At 73.0% G+C, this 20,841-nt stretch carries 15 protein-coding genes; 6 read left to right on the top strand and 9 right to left on the bottom strand.

Annotation, left to right across the window (positions count from 1 at the left end; genetic code table 11):
- Positions 1-217 precede the first annotated feature (217 nt).
- The 5 genes from BCD49_RS09090 to BCD49_RS09070 all read right to left on the bottom strand — a co-directional run bounded on the left by BCD49_RS09090 (position 218) and on the right by BCD49_RS09070 (position 6,468).
- Positions 218-1,420 (bottom strand): amidohydrolase family protein, encoded by a 1,203-nt coding sequence (locus BCD49_RS09090; protein ID WP_007508263.1) that lies wholly within the window; start codon positions 1,418-1,420, stop codon positions 218-220.
- Positions 1,421-1,735: 315 nt separating this feature from the next.
- Positions 1,736-2,980 (bottom strand): acyl-CoA dehydrogenase family protein, encoded by a 1,245-nt coding sequence (locus BCD49_RS09085; RefSeq protein WP_007508264.1) that lies wholly within the window; start codon positions 2,978-2,980, stop codon positions 1,736-1,738.
- A 4-nt stretch (positions 2,981-2,984) separates the two neighbouring features.
- On the bottom strand, positions 2,985-4,190 hold the full coding sequence (locus BCD49_RS09080) for an acyl-CoA dehydrogenase family protein (protein ID WP_007508265.1): 1,206 nt from the start codon (positions 4,188-4,190) through the stop codon (positions 2,985-2,987).
- On the bottom strand, positions 4,187-5,167 hold the full coding sequence (locus BCD49_RS09075) for an acyl-CoA dehydrogenase family protein (protein ID WP_071041392.1): 981 nt from the start codon (positions 5,165-5,167) through the stop codon (positions 4,187-4,189). Before BCD49_RS09075 ends, BCD49_RS09080 begins: the two co-directional genes overlap by 4 nt.
- A gap of 47 nt (positions 5,168-5,214) precedes the next feature.
- Entirely contained in the window at positions 5,215-6,468 is a 1,254-nt protein-coding gene (locus tag BCD49_RS09070) for an acyl-CoA dehydrogenase family protein (RefSeq protein ID WP_071041384.1), read from the bottom strand.
- A gap of 66 nt (positions 6,469-6,534) precedes the next feature.
- Here BCD49_RS09070 and BCD49_RS09065 point away from each other — a divergent pair, with 66 nt between their 5' ends.
- Positions 6,535-7,386 (top strand): FadR/GntR family transcriptional regulator, encoded by an 852-nt coding sequence (locus BCD49_RS09065; protein WP_007508270.1) that lies wholly within the window; start codon positions 6,535-6,537, stop codon positions 7,384-7,386.
- 50 nt (positions 7,387-7,436) lie between these two features.
- Here the strand turns inward: BCD49_RS09065 and BCD49_RS09060 are convergent, their stop codons facing one another.
- The 3 genes from BCD49_RS09060 to BCD49_RS09050 form a co-directional block, all read right to left on the bottom strand.
- Positions 7,437-8,876, bottom strand: coding sequence for an aldehyde dehydrogenase family protein (locus BCD49_RS09060; protein WP_007508272.1), 1,440 nt, complete (start codon positions 8,874-8,876; stop codon positions 7,437-7,439).
- A gap of 140 nt (positions 8,877-9,016) precedes the next feature.
- The gene (locus tag BCD49_RS09055) at positions 9,017-9,823 is read right to left on the bottom strand and encodes an SDR family NAD(P)-dependent oxidoreductase (protein WP_051467315.1); all 807 of its coding nucleotides are present in this window, start codon (positions 9,821-9,823) and stop codon (positions 9,017-9,019) included.
- 79 nt (positions 9,824-9,902) lie between these two features.
- The gene (locus BCD49_RS09050) at positions 9,903-11,609 is read right to left on the bottom strand and encodes an N-acyl-D-amino-acid deacylase family protein (RefSeq protein WP_071041383.1); all 1,707 of its coding nucleotides are present in this window, start codon (positions 11,607-11,609) and stop codon (positions 9,903-9,905) included.
- 239 nt (positions 11,610-11,848) lie between these two features.
- On the opposite strand from BCD49_RS09050, the gene BCD49_RS09045 reads away from it, so the two are divergent.
- Entirely contained in the window at positions 11,849-12,559 is a 711-nt protein-coding gene (locus BCD49_RS09045) for a TetR/AcrR family transcriptional regulator (RefSeq protein ID WP_198939430.1), read from the top strand.
- 178 nt (positions 12,560-12,737) lie between these two features.
- Here BCD49_RS09045 and BCD49_RS09040 read toward each other — a convergent pair whose 3' ends face one another.
- Positions 12,738-15,644 carry a branched-chain amino acid ABC transporter permease/ATP-binding protein gene (locus BCD49_RS09040; protein WP_007508280.1) on the bottom strand — a complete coding sequence of 969 codons (2,907 nt, stop codon included), beginning with the start codon at positions 15,642-15,644 and terminating at the stop codon, positions 12,738-12,740.
- A gap of 339 nt (positions 15,645-15,983) precedes the next feature.
- Between BCD49_RS09040 and BCD49_RS09035 the strand changes: the two genes are divergently transcribed.
- The 4 genes from BCD49_RS09035 to BCD49_RS09020 all read left to right on the top strand — a co-directional run bounded on the left by BCD49_RS09035 (position 15,984) and on the right by BCD49_RS09020 (position 20,749).
- Entirely contained in the window at positions 15,984-17,459 is a 1,476-nt protein-coding gene (locus BCD49_RS09035) for an aldehyde dehydrogenase (RefSeq protein ID WP_007508283.1), read from the top strand.
- Between the two features lie 48 nt (positions 17,460-17,507).
- Positions 17,508-17,864, top strand: a complete 357-nt coding sequence (locus tag BCD49_RS09030; protein ID WP_007508285.1) for a DUF4286 family protein — start codon at positions 17,508-17,510, stop codon at positions 17,862-17,864.
- Positions 17,861-19,369, top strand: a complete 1,509-nt coding sequence (locus BCD49_RS09025; protein WP_083401361.1) for an aldehyde dehydrogenase family protein — start codon at positions 17,861-17,863, stop codon at positions 19,367-19,369. The genes BCD49_RS09030 and BCD49_RS09025 overlap by 4 nt, the downstream gene beginning before the upstream one ends.
- Before the next feature lie 108 nt (positions 19,370-19,477).
- The gene (locus tag BCD49_RS09020; protein WP_007508289.1) at positions 19,478-20,749 is read left to right on the top strand and encodes a cytochrome P450; all 1,272 of its coding nucleotides are present in this window, start codon (positions 19,478-19,480) and stop codon (positions 20,747-20,749) included.
- Positions 20,750-20,841: the final 92 nt, after the last annotated feature.

Below are 20,841 nucleotides of genomic sequence, written 5' to 3'. Positions count from 1 at the left end.
AAAAGGGTTCGCACGGGCGCGGTCACCTCGTGGTGAAACCGGCGGCCGGCGGCCGGCGAATGGGCCGACTGGACGGACGCGGGTGCCAGCGGGAACCCGGCCCGGGGGCGCGGGTCCGAGGGCGCGGGTCCGGCGCCGGGTGAGTGGTGGAAAGGGCCGAGCCGGCCGGCCGGGGTACCGACCGGCCGGCCGGCCAAAGCTGTCGACCGGGTGGGCGTTAGGAGATTGCCGCCGGTTCGGCCGGGGTGAAGTTGTAGACGCGAGCCGCGTTCCCGACGGTGATCTTGTGCTGGACGTCCTCGGACAGGTGGCCGAGCCACTTGTTGGCCATCGAGATGGTGTCCGGCCAGGTGGAGTCCGAGTGCGGGTAGTCGCACTCGAGCATCACGTTGTCCTCGCCGATGATGTCCAGCAGCCGGATGCCGGCCTGGTCCTCGATGAACGTGCCGAAGACGTGGTCGTGGAACAGCTTGCGGATGTCGGTGTCCAGGTCGAAGGACGCCGCGCCCTTCGCCTCGCCGCGCTCGTGGGAGGCATTCATGTCGATGTCGAAGCGCGACGCCCAGAAACGCTGCTTGTCGATGACCTGCTCGGCGCGCTCCAGGAAGTACGGAATCCAGCCGATCGAGCCCTCGGAAAGGGCGATCTTCAGGTTCGGGAACTTCGGGAAGATGCCGCTGAACAGCCAGTCGAGCAGCGTGCCCGCCTGGTTCGCCGCCGCCGAGTAGGCCATGAACGCGAGCGTCGGCATGTCCGCCGAGGTGCGGATCAGGTTGGACGACGACCCGACGTGCATCGAGATGACGTAGTTCGTGTCGTTGCAGGCCTGGAACACCGGGTCCCAGTAGTCGGTGTGGATCGACGGCAGGCCGAGCTTCGTCGGGTTCTCCGAGAACGCGATCGACTTGCCGCCGCGCGCCGCCGTCCGCTCGATCTCGGCCGCGGCCGCGGCCGGGTCCCACAGCGGAATGATCATCATCGGGATGAAGCGGCCGGGGAAGTCACCGGCGAACTCCTCCAGGATGAAGTCGTTCCAGGCCTGGACGCAGAGCAGGCCGAGCTCCTTGTCCTTCGCCTCGTGGAACACCTGCCCGCAGTAACGCGGGAAGCTCGGGAACAGGATCGACGAGAGCACGTGCCCCTGGTCCATGTCCGCGACGCGGGCGGCCGGGTCGTAGCAGCCGAGGCGCATGTCCTCGTAGGTGATCGGCTCGGGCGAGAACTCCTCGCGCGACTTGCCGGCGACGGCGTTCAGGCCCGTGGTGACGATCTGGCGGTCCTCGTAGACCCAGAACTCCGACGCGCCGTCCCGGACGATGCGGGGCCCGGTGTCCCGCCAGCGCTGGGGCAGCCGCTCCTGCCACAGCCGAGCCGGCTCGATGAGGTGGTCGTCGACCGAGACGAACCAGTTGAACGACACAGGGCCTCCAGCGGGCGGTCCGCCCGGCCGGCATCGCGGGGACGCCTTCGGCTGGGCGATAGGTCGGACAGAGTTACGGGCTTGCGGAGTTGTTACGGGCTTGCGGAGTTGCGGGCGTATGGAGCCGTGGGCTGCAGGGTTCGGGCCTACGGATGGATCTGCCCTCTAAGAGAGCGAACGCTCACATCCTAGCCAGCCGGAGGCGCGGACGCCAGATCCAGATCGAAGGACCTGGCCGCGACCTGCCGCCCGTCGGGGCGTCGCCCCGACGGGCGGCGTCCCGACGCGGGCGCCACCCGGTGGCACGGCGAGTCATCAAGCCCTACCCGCCGCGTCGGCGTCGAGACGGCGGGCGAGGCGGGCCCGGTGGGCGGCGGGCGAGCCGAACAGGGCGCGAGACAGAGCGGCGCGCTTGAGGTACCGGTGCACGCCGCTCTCCCAGGTGTAGCCGATGCCGCCGTGCAGCTGCATCGCCTTGCCCGCGACGTCGACGGCCGCCGCGCACATGTATGACTTGGCGCGCGACACCGCGACCTCGGCGGCGCTCACGGCGGCCTCATCGACGCCCCCGGCACCGCCGGCACCGCCGGCGACCTGGGCGGCGCTCGCCGCGGCCAGCGCGCGCGTGCCCTCGACGACCAGCCCGCGGCCGACGGAGACCGACACCAGCATGTCGGCACAGCCGTGCTTGACCGCCTGGAACGAGCCGATCGGCCGGCCGAACTGGTGGCGCACGCTCGCGTACTCGACGGTGGCCGCGAGCATCGCCTCGGCGGCGCCCAGGCTGTCGCACGCGACGGCGAGCGCGCCCCGCGCGAGCAGCAGCCGCCCGCCGGCCCGTCCATCGCCGCCGAACCGCCACACCGACCCCGCCTCGACCGGCGCGTCCGTCGCGGCCACCTCGCTCAGGCTCCGGCTGACGTCGAGCACCGGCGTGGCCGTGACCCGCACTCCCCGCTGGCCGGGCGCGACGCGCACGACGACGGGTTCGTCGCCCTCGTCCAGCGCCAGCAGCAGGAGCGTCTCGGCCTCGGCGGCGTCGGGCACGAACTGCGCGCGCCCGGTGAGCCGCCGGGCGCCACCCGCCCCCGCCAGCCGGAACGGGACCGCGGCCGGCAGACCGGCCGGGCCGAGCGGCGCGTCGCCGGTGGGAAGCGCGACCGCGAGCCGCGGCGCGTCGCCGGCGAGCGCTCGCAGCAGGTCGTCACGACCGTCGGCCGGTTCCAGCGCCAGCAGCGCACCCACGCCCAGCACGGCCGTCCCCAGGTACGGTGCCCGCGCGGCGGCGCGGCCCAGCTCCTGGCAGACGACGGCGGTCTCGGCGACGGTGACGCCGGCGCCGTCCAGCTCGTCCGGCACCTCCAGCCCGAGCCAGCCGGCCTCGGCGAGCAGCGCCCAGTCGACCTCGGCGCCGTCCCCGCCGTCCTTGCCACCGGCGGCCGCGAGCAGGTCGCGGGCGACCGCCCGCAGCTCGGCCCGCAGTTCCTCGTCAGCTCCGGCGTCTGCTCCTGGCGCGGCCGTCGGCGCGACGCTGGTCAGCTCGGATGAATGAGCGTTCATGCAGTCACGGCTCCCTGGGCAGGCCGAGGCCCCGTTCCCCGATGATCGTGCGCTGGATCTCGTTCGTGCCGCCGGGGATCGTCCACTCCCACGAGCCGATGAAGTCGAGCAGCCACCTGCCCGACTCCCAGCCACTGGACGCGGGCTTGGCGAGCTCGGTCAGGGCGCCGAGTCCCGCGATCTGGGCGCCGAAGCCGGTCATCCGCTGCAGCAGCTCGCTGTAGTAGACCTTCACGACCGAGGCGTCGGCCGGGCCGACGGTGCCGGCGTCGTGGCGCTCGACCAGGTCGCGGCACAGCGCCCGCAGCCCGGCGATCTCGGTGTCGAACGCGGCGAGCCGGTCCGCCACCAGCGTGTCGTCGATCGGCCGGTGCCCGGCCGTGTCCGGCCGCCTGCAGGTGTCGACGAGCGAGCGCAGACCGACGTTGCCGAGCCGCTCGGCGAGTTCCAGCATGGTCATCCCGCGCTCGGCGGACAGCGTCGCCTGCGCCACCTGCCAGCCGGAGTTCTCCGGCCCGACGAGGTTCTCCGCCGGGATCTCGACGTCGTTCAGGAAGATCTCGCAGAAGTGCGAATCCCCCAGCGCGTTGCGGATCGGCCGCACGTCCAGGCCCGGCGAGCGCATGTCCATCAGGAGGTAGGAGATGCCGCGCCGCTTCGGCGCGGCCGGGTCGGAGCGCGCGAGCAGCAGGCACCAGTCCGCGTGCGCCGCGCCGCTCGCCCACAGCTTCTGGCCGTTGACGACGAACACGTCCCCATCCGAGCGCCTGTCCCGGCGGGCGGTGGTGCGCAGGCTCGCCAGGTCCGAGCCCGCCTCCGGCTCGGAGAAGCCCTGGACCCAGATCTCGCCGTCGAGGATCCCCGGCAGGTGCCGGCGGCGCTGCTCGTCGGTGCCGGCGGTCAGCAGCGTCGCCGCCGCGTGGTGGATCGAGACGAACGCGAGCACCAGCCGGGGCGCGTCCGCGGCGGCGAGCTCCTGGTAGAGCACCATCTGCTCGGCGGCCGACATGCCGCCGCCCCACTCGGCCGGCCAGTGCGGCACGGCGTAGCCGGCGCGGCGCAGCTCCTGGAACCAGGCCTGCTGGAAGGCGACGAACTCGTCGTCGCCGACGCCGGTCTGTGCCCCGCGCCAGTCGGCCGGGACGTGCGCCCGGCACCAGTCACGGACCGCGACCCGCAGCTCGGCCAGGTCGGCCAGTGTCGCGTTCACGCCGCGCCCGTCACGGCGTTCGGGCCGAAGATGCCGGTGAGACCGCGCCGGCCGAGGCGGCTCGCGAGCGCTTCCTGGGTGGCCGAGCGGCCGAGCGGCAGCCGGCGCGGCGGCAGGCTGTAGCGCGACAGCCACGACAGCGTCGTCTCGTCGCAGAACCCCATCGCGCCATGCAGCTGGTGGGTGACCCGGAAGACCGTCTCGGCGGCCTCTACGGCGGCCAGCCGCAGCGCCAGCGCGTCGTCGACGGCCTCGGGCAGCCCCGCCTCGACGCTCCACAGCGCGTAGCCGGCGAGCTCGGCGACTCCTGCCCGCTCGACCTCCGCGTCGGTGAGCTGGAACTGCACGCCCTGGAAACGGGCGAGCGGCTGCCCGAACTGCTCGCGTTCCAGGATGTACGTCCTGGTCAGCGCCATCGCCCGGTCCAGCATCCCGAGCAGCGTCCAGCATCCGAGCACCAGCCCGAGCGCGACGTCGCCGACGGCGGCGGCCTCGGCATCCTCGCCAGCCGGCTCACCGGCGAGCGGCGCGAGGTCCAGGCCCACCACGAACGCCGACTTGCGCGCCGGTACGTCCGGCTCGCGCGCCGTCGCCGCGTACCGCCGTCCGTCGAGGGTGACGGCGGCGAGCCGCAGGTCCAGCCCGGCGACCGCAGCCGCCGGGGCCGCGGGCGCCACGACGACCAGCGCGTCGGCGTCGCCGCCCGCCGGCCGGCACAGCCGCTCGGCCACCGGGTACGGCACCGCCCACCAGCCGGCGGCCCGGCACAGCGCCGCCGCCGCCTCCAGCTCGTCGGCACTCCCCCTCGGGTCGAGATCCCAGGCGCCGAGGTCGTCGAGCACCGGCACGACCAGCTCGGCGCGCCGCGCGGGCTCCCGCTCGGCGGTCTGGACCAGCTCGTCTCCGCCGGCCGCCTCGAGCGCGCGCAGCGCCGTCCGGCCGAACTCGGCCGCCTCGTCCGAGAGCTCCATCAGCACGCCGCCACCGGCGGCGAGGCCGTCCACAGCGCCCCCCACGACCGCGGTCATGACGCCGCCCCCGCCTTCGCCGGGGCCGCCGCCCTGGGCTGCGCGGACGTCGGCGCGCCGGAGGCGGCCAGCAGCGCCCGGGAGAGCAGGATGCGCTGCATCTCGATGCTGCCGGAGGAGACGGTCGAGGCCACCGAATAGCGCGCGTGGTCCTCGACCGCGCGCCGCCAGCGCTCCCAGTCCGCGTAGCGAACGCTCTCGCCGGCGTCGCCCGCCGGCTCCGCGGCCGTCACGATCTCCATGAGCACCTCGGCGCTGTCCTGGTCGAGCTTCGTCACCGCGATCCGGTAGGCCGCCGAGTCGACCGGGCTGACCTGGCCCGTCCCCTGCCGGGACACGACCCGGTAGGCGAGCAGCCGGGCGCGCCGGGCATGCACGAGCATCCGCGCCCACCGGCCGCGCAGCTCCGCCGGCAGCTGTTCCCAGGCGTCACCGAGCGCCRCCGGCGCCTCCTGCAGCAGCCGCTCGCAGCGGGCGTAGCGCGCGATGCCGACCCGTTCGAAGGCGAGCACCTCCTGCACGACGGTCCAGCCGCCGTCGACCTCTCCGAGCACGTCCCGCTCGGTGACCCGCACGTCGTCGAAGAACACCTCGTTGAGGTGGTGCGGGCCCATCATGCAGGCGATCGGGCGGACCTCGATCCCCGGCGAGTCCATCGGCACCAGGAAGATCGTCAGGCCCTGCTGCTTGCGCCCGGTCGTCGAGGTGCGGGCGAGCAGGAAGCACCACTGCGCCATGGTGGCGTAGGAGGTCCAGATCTTCTGGCCGTGGATCCGCCAGGCACGGCCGCCGGTGCCGTCACCGCTCTCGTCCGGGCGGGCGGCGGTGCGCAGCGAGGCGAGGTCGGACCCCGAGCCCGGCTCGCTGAAGCCCTGGCACCAGATCACCTCGCCGCGCGAGATCGGCGGCAGGTGCCGGGCGCGCTGCGCGGCCGTGCCGTGCCGCATGATCGTCGGCCCGACCCAGTTGACGCCCATGTACTGGGCGCCGCGCGGCTCGTGGCTGGCCCACATCTCCTCGCGGACGACGGTCTGCTCCCACAGCGACGCGCCGCGGCCGCCGAACTCCTCCGGCCAGGCCATRCACAGCAGGCCCTCATCGGCGAGCAGCCGGCAGAAGTCCTGCGCGATGGCGAGGTCGGCGGGGTTGGCGGTGAACGCGCCGAGGTAGTCGGCGGGCACGTGCTCGCGCACCAGCGCGCGCAGCCGCCCGCGTAACGCGGCCGCCGCTGGGCCCAGGTCGTACTCCATGGACGCCAGACCGTAATGCAGGCCCGCTAGTACGGTCAATACTTATAAGGATAGTAAGATTGAGGTGTGCCGACGAACCGCCGCAGGGCCATCCCCCCGCTACGCGTCGCCGAAGCCATCGCCGCGACGCTGCGCGACCGGATCCTGGCCGGCAACGACGCCGACGGCTACCGGCTGCCCACTCAGGAGCAGCTCGTGGAGGAGTTCGGGGTGAGCTACCCGTCCGTGCGGGAGGCGATCCGGATCCTGGAGACCGAGGGGCTCGTCACCGTCCGGCGTGGCAACGTCGGCGGCGCGGAGGTCCACCGGCCGGACCCGTCGTCCGCCGCTTACCACCTGGGCCTGGTCCTGCAGGCCGGCCGGGTCACGCTCGGCGACCTGGCAGGCGGGCTGCAACTGCTGGAGCCGCTGTGCGCGGCCGAGTGCGCCCGCCGCGACGACCGCGACACGCAGGTCGTGCCGGCACTGCGCGCCAACGTGGACCAGTCGGCCGAGCTGGTCGGGAGCGGGCCCGGCGGCAGCGGGCTCGTCGGCAGCGGCGTCGCCTTCACCGAGACGGCGCGGCAGTTCCACGAGCTCATCGTCGCGTTCACCCCGAACGCGACGGTCCGCCTCGTCGTCAGCAGCCTGGTCGCCCTGTGGTCGGCGCAGGAGGTGCGCTGGGCGGAGCTGCTGACGAGCCGCGGCGAGTACCCCGCGCAGGAGGACGCCCAGGCCGTCGTGCGCACGCACCGGCGCATCCTCGCCGAGATCGAGGCCGGCCGGGCGGCCGAGGCCGAGCGCATCTCCCGCGCCCATCTCGCCGCGTCGCAGGCGCTGCTCGTCGACCGTTTCGACAGCGACATACACGCCGCGTCGACGCGGACCTGGCAGGCCGTCGCCCCGGTCGGGGGCGCGCGGATCTCCAGCCGCGTCTGAGGCTGGAGATCCGCGCCAGCCCGGGGGCCCGCCGTCAGGCCGTCCGCCGGCTAGGAGCCGGACCCGGCGGGGGTGTAGCCAAGGATGCCCTTGGTCTCCAGGTACTCGTGGAAGCCGAACTCGCCCCACTCGCGGCCGTTGCCGCTCTTCTTGTAGCCGCCGAACGGGCAGGCGAAGTCGAACCCGTCGTTGATGGTCACCATGCCGGCGCGGATGCGGCGGGCGACGGCGCGGCAGGCTTCCAGGTCGACGCCCGCGACGTAGCCGGCGAGGCCGTACTCCGTGTCGTTCGCGATCTCGACCGCGTGGTCTACGCCGTCGTAGCCGATGATCACCAGAACCGGGCCGAAGATCTCCTCGCGGGCGATCGTCATGTCGTTCTTGACGTCGGCGAAGACGGTCGGGCGGACGTAGAAGCCCCTGGTCAGCCCGTCGGGGCGGCCGGGGCCGCCGGCGACCAGCGTCGCGCCCTCGTCGAGGCCCTTCTGAAGAAGCGCCTGGATCTTCTCGAACTGGCTGGCGGAGACGACCGGACCGATCGTGACCTCGGTGTTCGGGTCGCCGACCGTGACCCGCTCGGCGGCGGCGCGCGCCGCCGCGATGGCCTCGGCCATCCGCTCGCTGGGCACCAGCATCCGCGACGGGGCGCTGCAGGTCTGGCCCGAGTTGCCCATCATGCTCGCGACGCCCTTGGCCACGTTCGCGGCGAAGGCCTCGTCGTCGAGGATGATGTTCGGGCCCTTGCCGCCGAGCTCCTGGGCCACCCGCTTGACGGTCGGGGCGGCGTTACGCGCGATCTCGATGCCCGCCCGGGTCGAGCCGGTGAAGGAGACCATGTCGACGCCCGGGTGGGCGGACAGCGGCACGCCCACGCTGGGGCCGTCGCCCTGGACCAGGTTGAACACCCCGGCGGGAACACCGGCAGCGGCCAGGATCTCGGCGAAGATCTGCCCGCTGAACGGCGACCGCTCGGAGGGCTTCAGCACCGTCGTACAGCCGGTCGCCAGGGCTGGGAACACCTTCACGGCGATCTGGTTCAGCGGCCAGTTCCACGGCGTGATCAGGCCGCAGACGCCGATCGGCTCCCGCACCAGCAGCAGGCCGCCGCCGCGGTCCTCCTCGAAGACGAAGGTCTCCAGCAGCTCGATCGCCTTGGCGAGATGCCCGATGCCGAGGCCCACCTGGAAGCCGCCCGCGAGCGAGGCCGGCGCGCCCATCTCCTCGGTGAGTGCCGCGCCGAGGTCGGGCATGCGCTTCTGGTACTCGCCTACTACGCGCCGGAGTAACTCCAGGCGTTCCGCGCGGCTGGTGGCCGACCAGGCGGGGAATGCGTCGCGGGCGGCCGCCACGGCGCGGTCCACGTCCGCGGCCGAGCCCATCGCGACCGTGCCGGCGACCTCTTCGGTGGCCGGGTTCACGACCTCGAAGGTCTCCGTGCCGGCCGGGTCGGTCCACTCGCCGCCGATGTAGAACTTCCGGTACTCGCGCATGCCGTCACCCGTTCCTCGCTGGATATCAGGACGGCTCGGGGCTGAACCTCCCAGCAGGACGGACCGGCTCGCCGAGCCTTCTCCATCCAAACCCGCCTCACCGCGAGGACGCAATGCGTCAATGTGGCCGTGGGAAAGGCCTAGCGCGCCGTCCAGCCGCCGTCGACGGCGATCGTCTGGCCGGTGACGTAGCGGCCGGCGTCGCTGACCAGCCACAGCACCGCGCCGACGATGTCCTCGGGGCTGCCGTCATCCGGCAGCGGCGTGTTGCGCCGCAGCCAGGTCTGGCCGCGCTCGGTGTCGTAGAGATCGCCGGTGATCTCGCTGCGGAAGAAGCCGGGGGCGACGGTGTTCACCCGGATCCGGTGCCGCGCCCACTGCACCGCCAGCTCCACCGTCAGGCCCGACAGCCCGGCCTTGCTGGCCGCGTAGGACGCCTGCGGGATGCTCGGGATGCCGACGATGCCGCTGACCGACGACACGTGCACGATCGCCCCGCGCCCGGCCGCCTTCATGTGCCCGAAGACGGCCTGGCTCAGCCGGAACGGCGCGACCAGGTTGAGTCCCAGCGTGCTGAGGATCGCGTCGGCCGTCTCGTCCTCCGCCCGGTCGCGGGAGAAGATGTTGCCCGCCGCGTTGACGAGGATCTCCGGRCCGCCGAGTTCGGCGGCCACCCGCGGGACGACCGTGTCGACCTGGGCCTGGTCGAGCAGGTCGGCGCCGACGGCGAGCCCGCCGATCTCCTTCGCGAGCGCCGCCAGCCGGTCCTCCCGGCGGGCGACGATGGCGACCCGCGCGCCGGCCGCCGCGAGTGCCCGGGCGACGGCGGCGCCGAGCCCCGAGGACGCGCCCGTCACCACCGCCACCCGGCCGCCGAGCCGGAAGCCCTCTCCCGGCAGCGTCCCGTCAAGCGGCGACGTCTGGTCAAGCGGCGTCGTCTCGTCCATGCGCGTCGTCTCGCCGAGCGGCGTTGTCTGCGGCACCGTTCCTCCGGGCTGGGTCGGCTCGTCGTCGAGCGCCGGCACGTCAGCCCGCCGTGACGAGCTGGCCGGGACGGGCGTCGGTGAGCTGGTCATGGTCGACGAGGATCTCCCCGCCGACCAGCGTGTAGTCGTAGCCGCGGGCCCGCTGGACGAAGCGCTGCGCTCCCAGCGGCAGGTCGGCGCGCATCTCCGGCGTGTCCAGGTCGAGCCTCTCCAGGTCGATCACGTTGACGTCCGCGTGCGCTCCGGGCGCGAGCACGCCGCGGTCGCGGATGCCGAACAGCTCCGCGCCCTCGCGGGTGAGCTTGCGGACCGCGGTGGCGATGTCGAGCAGTCCGGTCTCGCGCACCCAGTGCCTGAGCAGATAGGTGGACTGGCCGGCGTCCATCGTCAGCGCGACGTGCGCCCCGGCGTCCGCGACGCCGACGACGACGTCCGGGTTGGTCAGCATCGCGGCGACGGCGTCGAGGCTCTGGTTGAGCACCGGGTAGTAGAGCAGACCCAGGCCGGCGGTGTCGGACAGGAAGTCGAGGAACGCGGYGGCGGGCGACGTGCCGCGCCGGGTCGCCTCGGCCGCCAGGCTGTTCTCCGGCCGGACGTCGTAGCTCGCGGGGCCCGGCGGCAGCAGGTAGAGCTTGCCCGGGTCCTTCGGCGCGAGCGGGCCGGACAGGCTGGTCGGCTCGTTCGCCTGCGCCACCAGCAGCGCCCGGGTGCCCTCGTCGGCGATCGCGGCGAGGCGCTCCGGGAAGGGACGGGCGGCGAGCCGCGCCCAGGCAGGCAGGGTGTCGTACGGGGTACGGCCGACCAGCCCGTAGAGGATGCCGCTGCCGCGGGCGGACGTCTGCGGGCGCAGGTCGGCGCCGCGGGCGCGGGCGGCGGCGACCTGGTCCATCACCCAGGACCACAGGTCCGGCCGGCGGTCGCTCTGCGTGATGGCGAAGCTGAGCGGGCGGCCGGAGGCCCGGCTGACCTCCTCCATCCAGGCGAGCTCGGCGACCGAGTTCCGCCGGGTGGGCCCGTCGCGCTCCCCGATGCGCGCGACGACCTCGATCGTGCCCCTGCCGCGGGCACCGAGCGCGCCGCCGATCGCGGCCAGCTCCTCGGGGCGGGCGAACGTTCCGGGCACCGGCCGGCCGTCCGGGACGGTGTGCATGAAGCTGCGGGAGGTGGAGAAGCCGAGCGCGCCGGCGTCGACAGCCTCGCCGACGAGCGCCGCGATCCGGGCGACGTCGTCGTCGGTGGCGGCCGCGTCCTCGAGGCCGCGCTCCCCCATGACGTAGTAGCGCAGGGCGCAGTGGCCGACGAGGCCGCCGACGTTGACGCCCAGCGCGCGCGACCCGAGAGCGCGCAGGTAGTCGCCGTAGGTCTCCCAGCCCCAGCCGAGGCCGGTCATGATCGTGTCGGCCGGGAGGTCCTCGACGGCCTCCATCATCTCGGCGAGGYAGCGCTCCTGGCCGGGGCGAACCGGCGCGAACGTGACGCCGCAGTTGCCGAGCACCACCGTGGTCACCCCGTGCGAGCTCGACGGGCTGGCCACCGGGTCCCAGAACAGCTGGGCGTCGAGGTGGGTGTGGATGTCGACGAAGCCGGGCGTCACCAGCCGCCCGGAGGCGTCCAGCTCGCGCCGGCCCCGCTCGGCGACCGCGCCCACCTCGGTGACCCGGCCGCCGTCGATCGCGACGTCCGCCTTCCGGGGCGGCGCCCCCGTGCCGTCGACGACCTCGCCGCCGCGGATCACGACGTCATGCATGGCTTCGCTCCCGCCGGGCGCCGCGACCTGGGATCACGGAATAAGTAAACACTCATTTCCTAATGAACCTAAGATCGCCGCCATCCGCGTGTCAAGTCATCGACGTCGACATCGAGATCAGAGACGCGACCCCATGACGGAGACAACACGAGAACCATGATCGGAGCAGGTAAGATAGCGTACGTTCATTCACCTGGCGCCGATTGCCCGACAGAGACAGCGCCATACCAGGAGGACCGATGGCCGACTCGACGGTGGAGCAGACAGTCCCGGAGTCCGGCCCGGCTCCATCCGCCGATGCCGAGCCCRAGGCCAGGCCACGGCCGCGGCGGCTGACCGCCGAGGCGCGCAAGAGTTCCATTCTAAAGGCCGCCCGGCAGGCGTTCGTAGAGACCGGCGATATGAACGGCACCACTATCAAGCAGATCGCCGAACGCGGTGGCATCAGCGAAGGCGTAATTTACCGCCATTTCGAGAGCAAGGACCAGCTCTTCTACGAGGCCGTCTTCGAGCCGCTGCGCCAGGCGATCGACGAGCTGGTGGCCGCCACCGAGGTCGTCGACCTTGACGAGCCGCTGACGCCCGAGCGTCAGCTCGAGACCCTCAACGGCCTGTACCGCCAGCTCATCTCGACGCTGGAGGAGATCCTGCCGCTGCTGGGCCTGGTGCTCTTCGGCGACCCGAAGGTGGCGCGGCGCTTCTACCGCAAGCACTTCACCGTCGCCATGGACCGGCTGGCCGAGGCCTGGCGCGAGGTCGAGGACCGCTACGGCTTCGAGTTCGAGTCCCCGGACATCTCCGCCCGCGCCGTCATGGGCATCGCCCTGGTGCTGGCCCTCGAGAGCCGGCACAACGACCTGTTCAACCGCGACCGCGCGATCAGCCTGGTCACCCAGAGCACCGTCAAGGGCTTCTTCCCCACCCTCGAGCCCACCCGCCGCCGCCGCTGACCGGCGCGCGGCGCCGCGCGGCGCTCCCCACCACCCATGATCGCCGCCTACGTGTCGCCGTCGTCGCGATTCGGCCGAATTCACGACTGCGACAACACGTAAGCGGCGATCAACCGGCCCTGCGGCCGGGCGGGCGTTGGGGGCGGCGGGTAGGGCGGCGCCGTCCCCGCCGGGAGCGTCAGACGCCCTCGGCAGCTACCGGCTCGGGCGCCGCGGTCGCGGGCTCGGGTTCGGCGGCGACCGGTTCGGGGGCGGCGGCCTCGGCGGCGTCGGAGCTCAGCTGGCCGAGGTAGGCGGCGCGCACGGCCGGGTCGCGCAGCACCTCGTCGGGCCGGCCGGAGGCGATGACCTTGCCGAAGTCGAGCACGACCACGTGGTCGCAGGTCGAGGCGACCACGTCGATGTTGTGCTCGACCAGCAGGACCGCCGCGCCGGACTCGGACGCCAGCCGGCGGAACAGCGCGCTCGCGGTGCGCCGCTCGGAGCCGTTGAGGCCGGCCGCCGGCTCGTCGAGCAGCACCGCGGCCGGGCGTTGGGCCACCAGCCGGGCGATCGCCACCATCCGCCGCCGGCCCTGCGGCAGGTCGGCGACGACCGTGTCGAGCACGTCGTCGAGGCCGAGCATCGTCACCGCGGCCGCGGCGGCGTCGGACAGCCGGCCACGGCGCGGGTAGACGAGGTCGCGGACGTAGGCGAGCGCGCCACGGCCGTCGAGCGCCGTGAGGATGTTCTCCCGGACGCTCAGGTCGTCGAACAGCTCCAGGTTCTGGAACGTCCGCCCAAGCCCGAGGCGGGCCCGCACGGGCGCGCGCAGCCCGGTGACGTCGCGGCCGAGCAGCTCGACGGTGCCGCCCGCGGTCCTGGCGAAGCCGGTGAGGGCGTCGATGAGGCTGGTCTTACCAGCGCCGTTCGGCCCGATCACGCCCACGACCCGCCCAGCGGTCAGCTCGAACGACACCCCCCCGACAGCGACCGTGCTGCCGTAGCGCACCTCGATGTCGCGCGCGACGAGCACCGTCTCCCCCGCCGGGACCGGACAGCTCGGCTCGAACGTGGCGGGGCTGGTCGCGGCCGTGGCGCTCGGTGCGCCCGGCTCCGCCAGCCCCTCCAGGTCCGCCGACTCGGTCGACTCGGTCGACCCCGCCGGTCGGCGGCCGGCGAGCCGGCGGACGAGGTGGACCAGGCCGTCCTTGATCGCCGCCTGCGCCGGGATGATGCCGCTGGGCGAGCGGACCATGGCGTCGAGGACGACCAGGCCCGTCGCGATCGGCAGCCACGCGTCGATGGAGCCGACGGACAGCCAGTCCGACACCGCGTTGGCGACCACGCCGCCCGCGGCCGCGGACGCCGAGAAGACCGCCCCGGCGACGTACCCGACGCCGCCGACGACGGTGAACGCCAGCGCCGAGATCGACCGGAACACTCCGTAGCTGGTGAAGTCCGCGATCCGGAACTGGAACGCCGACAGCGCGCCGGCGAGGCCGGCGATCCCGGCCGAGATGGCGAACGCACCGAGCTTCGCGCCCGGCACCGACACGCCGACGGACGCCGCTCCCCGCTCGTTCGCCCGTACCGCGAGGAAGCGCCGTCCTGCCTCGCCGCGGCGCAGGTTGAGCACCGCGATCGCCGCGAGCACGAAGGCGGCGAGGCACACGAGCGCGAACCGGTTCGGGTGCGCGGACGGGCTGATGCTCAGGCCGAACAGCGACGGGTCGTGCACCGTCAGGCCGTCCAGGCCACCGGTCAGCGACGGCTGGGTGAGCACCAGGTTCTCGACCGCGAGCGAGAGCCCGAGCGTGACGATCGCCAGGTTGACACCGCGTACCCGCACCGCCGGGGCGCCGAAGACCACGCCGAGCACGACGGCGGCGACGGTCCCGACCAGCAGGCACAGCAGGAATGGCAGGTGAGCGTCATTGCTCAGCCGGGCGGCGATGAACGCGCCGAAGCCGGCGAGCGCGGCACAGGCGACGCTGATCTGCCCGGCATAGCCGGTGACGACGACGATCGACAGGGCGAGCAGACCGAACAGGGTGCTGTTGATCATCGCTGTCGACCAGGACGGCGAGGCGAACACCGGGATGGCGACGGCGACGAGCACCCAGATGATCGCCGTCACCGGCTTGAACCGGCCGGTGCCGGCCCGCGGCAGCCTGCCGGTCAACGCCTCGCCCCGCCCCGGCAGCGCCGCGCCACCGAGGATGACCGCGACGATGATCACCGCGAACGGGAGCGAGGAGGTAATACCGAGATTGACGTCGTAACGGCGCATCACCGACTCGGCGACGCCGAGAGCCAGCCCGACGGCGACGGTGATCCACACGCCGTTGAACCGGCCGACGAGGGCCGCCGCCATCGCCGGGATCACCAGCAGGGTGAGCGCGTCCGGGGTGAGGCCGATGACCGGGATCAGCAGGATGCCGGCGAAGGCGGCCACCGCCCCGCCGACGCCCCAGGTGATGAGGCCCGTCGGGTGTGGCGAGATCCCGATCGCGCTCGCCGCGACGGGGTTCTCCCGCAGCGCGGTGGCGTTCATCCCGAGCTTGGTCTTGCCGAACATGAGCCACAGGCCGAGGGCGAGCGCGAACGTCACGATGAGGATCGCGAGCGTGTCGTTCGTGATCACACCGCTCGCGATGGTGATCTTTCCGTGCCCGAACAGCGGCGGGAGCAGGTGGGACTCGGTGCCATAGCGCTTCACGACGACGCTCTGCAGCAGCAGCATCAGCCCGAGGGTGGCGACCACCTTGGCCATGTCCGGGCTGTTGCGCAGCAGCCGCACCACGACCAGGTAGAACAGCAGGCCCAGCACGGCGCCGGACGCCACCCCGATGGCCATGGCCGGGGCGACGGGCAGCGACGCGTGCGCGCCCCCCTCGGTGCTGGTTCCCGAGTAGAGGCCGCCGCTACCCGCGCCGCCAGCGTGCAGGTCCCAGAAGATGTAGCTGCCCACCATGCCGATGGCGCCCTGGGCGAAGTTCAGGATTCCCGACCCCCGGTAGACCGCGACCACGCCGAGCGCGACGAGCGCATACGCGCCGCCGCCGGCTAAGCCGATCAGGGCGAACTGCCACAGCTGCGACAACGTCTTTCCTCTCGGCCGCGCCCCCGCCCCGAAGGAGGGGCCAGGGACGTTCGACGGGGAGGGGCGGCTTGCGCCAGCCCCGACGGGCGATGGCGACGGGCGGTGTGGGCCGGCCACGACGGGCACGGCTCACGCCGAAGATCGCGGAGTGTAGTGTAACCGCGATCACATACCGTCGCAAGTGAGCCCTCACATAGTTAGCAGATCGAAAAGAGGCCCAGGTGAGCCGCCACCCGGCTGTCAGCCGGGCACCATCGACCCGTCACCCCCTGTGACACAAGCTAGCGAGCGCTCGCTCTGTAGTGTTACGTTCGGCCGAACGATCCCTGGGAGGGCTGCGTGAGCGACTCGCTGATGTACCGGCGCACGTTCTACATCGACGGCGCGTGGGTGGAGCCGTCGAGCAGCGAGCTGCTCGAGGTGATCTCACCGTCCACGGAGGAGCGGGCCGGCGCGGTCCCCCTGGCCACGACCGCGGACATCGACCGCGCGGTCGCCGCGGCGCGGGCGGCGGCCGACGAGGGCTCCTGGGCCCGCACCAGCCCGGCCGAGCGCGCCGACGTGCTCAGCCGCGCCGCCGCGGAGCTGCGCAAACGCGAGGACGACATCGCCCGCATCACCACCGACGAGATGGGCTGCGCGGCGAGCCAGTCCAAGGCCGCGCAGACGGGCCTCGTCGCCGTCGTCTTCGACTACTACGCCGAGCTGATCCGGTCCTACGAGTTCGAGCGGGTCGTCACCGCCGGCCCCCGGGCCGGGCTGGTGACCTCAGAGCCGGTCGGCGTCGTCGGCGCGATCGTCCCGTGGAACGCCCCGATCACGCTGGCCGCGTGGAAGACCGCGCCGGCGCTCGCCGCCGGGTGCCCGGTGGTGCTCAAGCCCGCGCCCGAGTCGCCGCTGTCGGCCTACGTCTTCGTCGAGGCGCTCGAGGCGGCCGGCGTCCCCGCCGGCCTGATCAACCTCGTGCCCGGCGGCCGCGAGGTCGGCGAGCACCTGGTCACCCACCCCGGCACCGACAAGATCGCCTTCACCGGCTCCACCGCCGCCGGCAAGCGGATCATGAGCCTGTGCGGCGAGCAGATCAAGCGGGTCTCGCTGGAGCTCGGCGGCAAGTCCGCCTCGATCCTGCTCGACGACGCCGACCTCGCCACGGTCATCCCGGCCGTCGTCCACGGCGGCATGCACCTGTCCGGCCAGGTCTGCGGCGCGCACACCCGGGTGCTGATCCCCCGGTCCCGCTACGAGGAGGCGCTCGCCATCGCGGGCGCGGCGGCCGACGCGGAGCCGGTCGGCGACCCGCACGACCCCGCGGTCATCGTCGGCCCGCTGGTCGCCGAGCGCCAGCGCACCCGCGTCGAGGGCCTCATCGCCGCAGCGGTCGCGGACGGCGTCCGCGTCGTCGCCGGCGGCAGGCGGCCCGCGCACCTGCCGAAGGGCTGGTACGTCGCGCCGACGATCCTCGGCGACGTCCACAACGAGATGCGGATCGCCCGCGAGGAGATCTTCGGCCCGGTCCTCAGCTTCATCCCCTACGAGGACTCGGACGGCGCCGACGCGGTCCGGATCGCCAACGACTCGGACTACGGCCTGTCCGGCGGGGTCTGGAGCGGCGACCCGGCGCGGGCGCTCGGCGTCGCCCGCCGGCTGCGCACCGGCAGCGTCGCGGTCAACGGCAGCTACCCGCCCTTCCCGATGGTGCCGTTCGGCGGCTTCAAGCAGTCGGGCATCGGCCGGGAGCTGGGCCCGGAGGGGTTGGAAAGCTTCCTGGAGAAGCGCAGCATCGGTCTCCCACCGTCGCTCATCCCCGGCGCCTGACGCGAAGGCACGGGCGGCGCGGCGCGGCGGAGACGAGAGGAGAGCGCGATGGCTAAGGGGATCATGCTCGTCCAGGCGAGCCCGGCGAGCCCGGAGGTCGAGGACGAGTTCAACAGGTGGTACGACGAGGACCACCTCCCCGATCTCCTCACGATCCCGGGGTTCGTCGCCGCCCGCCGTTTCCGGCTGCGGGAGGGGGGCCACGTCCGGGCGGCCGAGGGCACGCCCCGGTACCTCGCCATCTACGAGATCGAGGCGGACGACCTCGACGCGGCGCTGAAGGCGATGCGCACCCGCCCCGACCGGGGCGCGGTGAGCGACGCGCTGGGGATGAACCCGCCGCCCGTCACCTACATCTACGAGCTCCTCACCGAGGTCGGCAAGACCACCGAGGCCACCGCGTGACGATCGCCCCGGCGGGGGCGGAGGCGCTGGCGCTCCCGTTCCTGAGCACCGGCCCGAAGAGGCTGCTGATCGGCGGCGAGTGGGTCGAGGCGGCCTCCGGCCGGACGTTCACCAGCGTGAACCCGTCGACGGGCGAGGTGATCGCCGAGCTCGCCGAGGGCGACGCGGCGGACGTGGACCGCGCGGTCGCGGCCGCCAGGGCCGCGTTCGAGGCCGGCCCGTGGCGGCGGATGACACCGCGGCAGCGCCAGGACCTGCTGTGGGCGTTCGCCGACGCGGTCCAGCGCGACTTCGAGGAGCTGCGGCTACTGGAGGCGCTCGACATGGGCGCCCCGCTCGGCCGCCCGCGCGCGAAGGCGCGCACCTCCTGGGAGGCCAKCGTCCTGCGTTACTTCGCCGGCTGGGCGACGAAGATCCAGGGCGAGACGATCCAGAACTCGCTGCCGGGGTCCGTCCTCACCTACACCCAGAAGGAACCCGTCGGCGTGGTCGGGGCGATCGTGCCGTGGAACCGGCCGATCAGCAACGCCATCTGGAAGATCGCGCCGGTACTGGCCGCGGGCGCGACGATGGTGCTCAAGCCAAGCGAGGAGGCGAGCCTCGCCACGATCCGCCTCGGCGAGCTGCTGGTCGAGCTCGGGCTGCCGCCCGGCGTGGTCAACATCGTCACCGGCTACGGCTCGACGGTGGGCGCGGCGCTCGCCGAGCACCCGGACGTCGACAAGGTGGCCTTCACCGGCTCGACCGCCGTCGGGCAGCAGATCATCCGGGCCTCGGCCGGCAACATCAAGCGGGTCACCCTCGAGCTCGGCGGCAAGTCGCCGGACGTCGTGTTCGCCGACGCCGACCTGGACCGCGCCGTCCCCGGCGTCTCGATGGGCGTGTTCACGAACTCGGGCCAGGTCTGCTGCGCCGGCACGCGCGTCTACGTCGAACGGCCGATCTACGACGAGTTCGTCGAGCGGATGTCGACGTTCGCGGGCGGGCTGCGCGTCGGCAACAGCGTGGACCCGGACACGGCCATCGGCCCGGTGGTGTCCGCCCGCCAGCTCGAGCGGGTGGTGGGCTACCTCGACCTGGGCCAGGCCGAGGGCGCTCGGGCGACCGCTGGCGGGCACCGGCTGACCGACGGCGACCTGGCGAGGGGCTACTTCGTCGCGCCGACGGTCTTCGCCGACGTCCGCGACGACATGCGGATCGCCCGCGAGGAGATCTTCGGCCCGGTGGCCTGCGTGCTGCCGTTCGACTCCGTCGAGGAGGCCGTGGCCCGGTCCAACGACAGCCCGTTCGGCCTGGCGGGCGGGGTCTGGACCCGGGACGTCGGCAGGGCGCACCGGTTGGCCGGTGAGCTGCGGGTCGGCACCGTGTGGGTCAACACCATGCTCGACATGGACCCGGCCGTGCCGTTCGGCGGCTACAAGATGAGCGGCTACGGCCGCGAGATGGGCGAGCACGCGCTCGACTCCTACCTCAATGTGAAAGCCGTCTGGATCAGAACCGACTGACGACCCCGCGCCCCGTGCCCGCGCCCCGCGCCTCCCGGTTCTTCCGGGCCGCGGGCCGACCTCCGTCCGCTTTCCTGGGTTTTCGAACGTTCCTGTCCTGGAGGAACAATGCAGCCAACGTCCTCGGTGACACCGGACGGCCCGGCGGCGGCCGGCATGGTCGCGGCCGGCGCGCCGATGCCCGACGAATGGTGCCTGCGCGAGTTCGACCACGTCTCCCCCGAGTTAGCCCCGGTCCTGCCGGAGACCCTGGCGCGGATGCGGTCTCTCTGCCCCGTCGCGCACAGCGAGGCGCACGGCGGCTTCTGGGTGTTGACGAAGTACGAGGACGTGCTGCGCGTCGCCCAGGACTGGGAGACGTTCACCTCCACGGAGGGGTTGAACATCCCGCCGTACCGCGGCGAGGTCCGCAACATCCCGGTCGAGGTGGACCCGCCCGAGCAGCGGGTCTACAAGCGGCTCGTCAACGCGCACCTGACGCCGAAGGCGATCGCGCACTGGGAGACGCCGGCCCGCGAGCTGGTCACCCGGCTGATCGACGGTTTCATCGAGCGCGGCGCGTGCGAGTTCATGGACGACTTCGCCCGGCCGTTCCCGAGCACGTCGTTCTTCGACTTCGCGCTGCACGCCCCGCGCGACGAGATCGCGAAGGTCGCCGAGCTGGCGTCCGTGTCCTCGGTGCCCAACCATCCCCGTGCCAAGGAGGGCTGGGCTGGGCTGTCGGCCTGGATCACCAATCTGCTGGCCACGCGGCGGGGATCGGAGCCACGCGGCGACGTCGTCGACGCCGTGCTCGCGGCCGAGTACGAGGGCAGGCCGCTCACCGAGGCCGAGTCCATCGGCATCGTCCAGCTGCTCGTCCTCGGTGGTCTGGAGACCACGGCCGGCGCGCTCGGGCTGATGATGCTGCGTTTCACCCACCAACCTGAGATCCCGGCGCTGCTGCGCGCACATCCGGAACGCATCCCGACCGCCGTCGAGGAGCTGCTGCGCCTCGACTCGCCGTTCATCGCGATCGCCCGCACCGCCACCCGCGACGTCGAACTGGGCGGCCGGGAGATCAAGGCCGGCGACAAGGTCCTGCTGTACTGGGCGTCGGCCAACCACGACGGCGGCGAGTTCCCCGACGCCGAGGCGTTCGACCCGGCCCGCTCACCGAACCGGCACGTCGCCTTCGGCGCCGGCCCGCACCGCTGCCTCGGCTCCAACGTCGCCCGCCTGAACCTGCGGATCGCGCTGGAGGAGCTCACCAGGCGACTCGACGACATCAGGCTGGCCGACGGCGCGGACGTTCATTTCCACAACACCCTCACCCGCTCCCCGCACACCCTCCCGATCACGTTCCGCCCCGGCCCCCGCGTCAGCCAGCGGTCCGCCTGATTCCACGGGCGAACGGTGTGGCGCACGAGCATGGTCAGTCGTCAGTCGTCGGTCTCGCGGGAGAGGTCGAKGGCGGCGGCCAGGACGGCCGT

Source organism: Pseudofrankia sp. EUN1h, from assembly GCF_001854645.1.
Lineage (GTDB): Bacteria > Actinomycetota > Actinomycetes > Frankiales > Frankiaceae > Pseudofrankia > Pseudofrankia saprophytica.
The sequence above is the reverse complement of the archived record's forward strand: the minus strand, read 5'-3'. Positions and strand labels throughout refer to the sequence as shown.

Bases quoted from the DNA above. Each gene is read 5' to 3' on its own strand.
- BCD49_RS09060 (WP_007508272.1), bottom strand. From the start codon at position 8,876: ATGCGCGAGTACCGGAAGTTCTACATCGGCGGCGAGTGGACCGACCCG.
- BCD49_RS09085 (WP_007508264.1), bottom strand. From the start codon at position 2,980: ATGAACGCTCATTCATCCGAGCTGACCAGCGTCGCGCCGACGGCCGCG.
- BCD49_RS09020 (WP_007508289.1), top strand. From the start codon at position 19,478: ATGCAGCCAACGTCCTCGGTGACACCGGACGGCCCGGCGGCGGCCGGC.
- BCD49_RS09030 (WP_007508285.1), top strand. From the start codon at position 17,508: ATGGCTAAGGGGATCATGCTCGTCCAGGCGAGCCCGGCGAGCCCGGAG.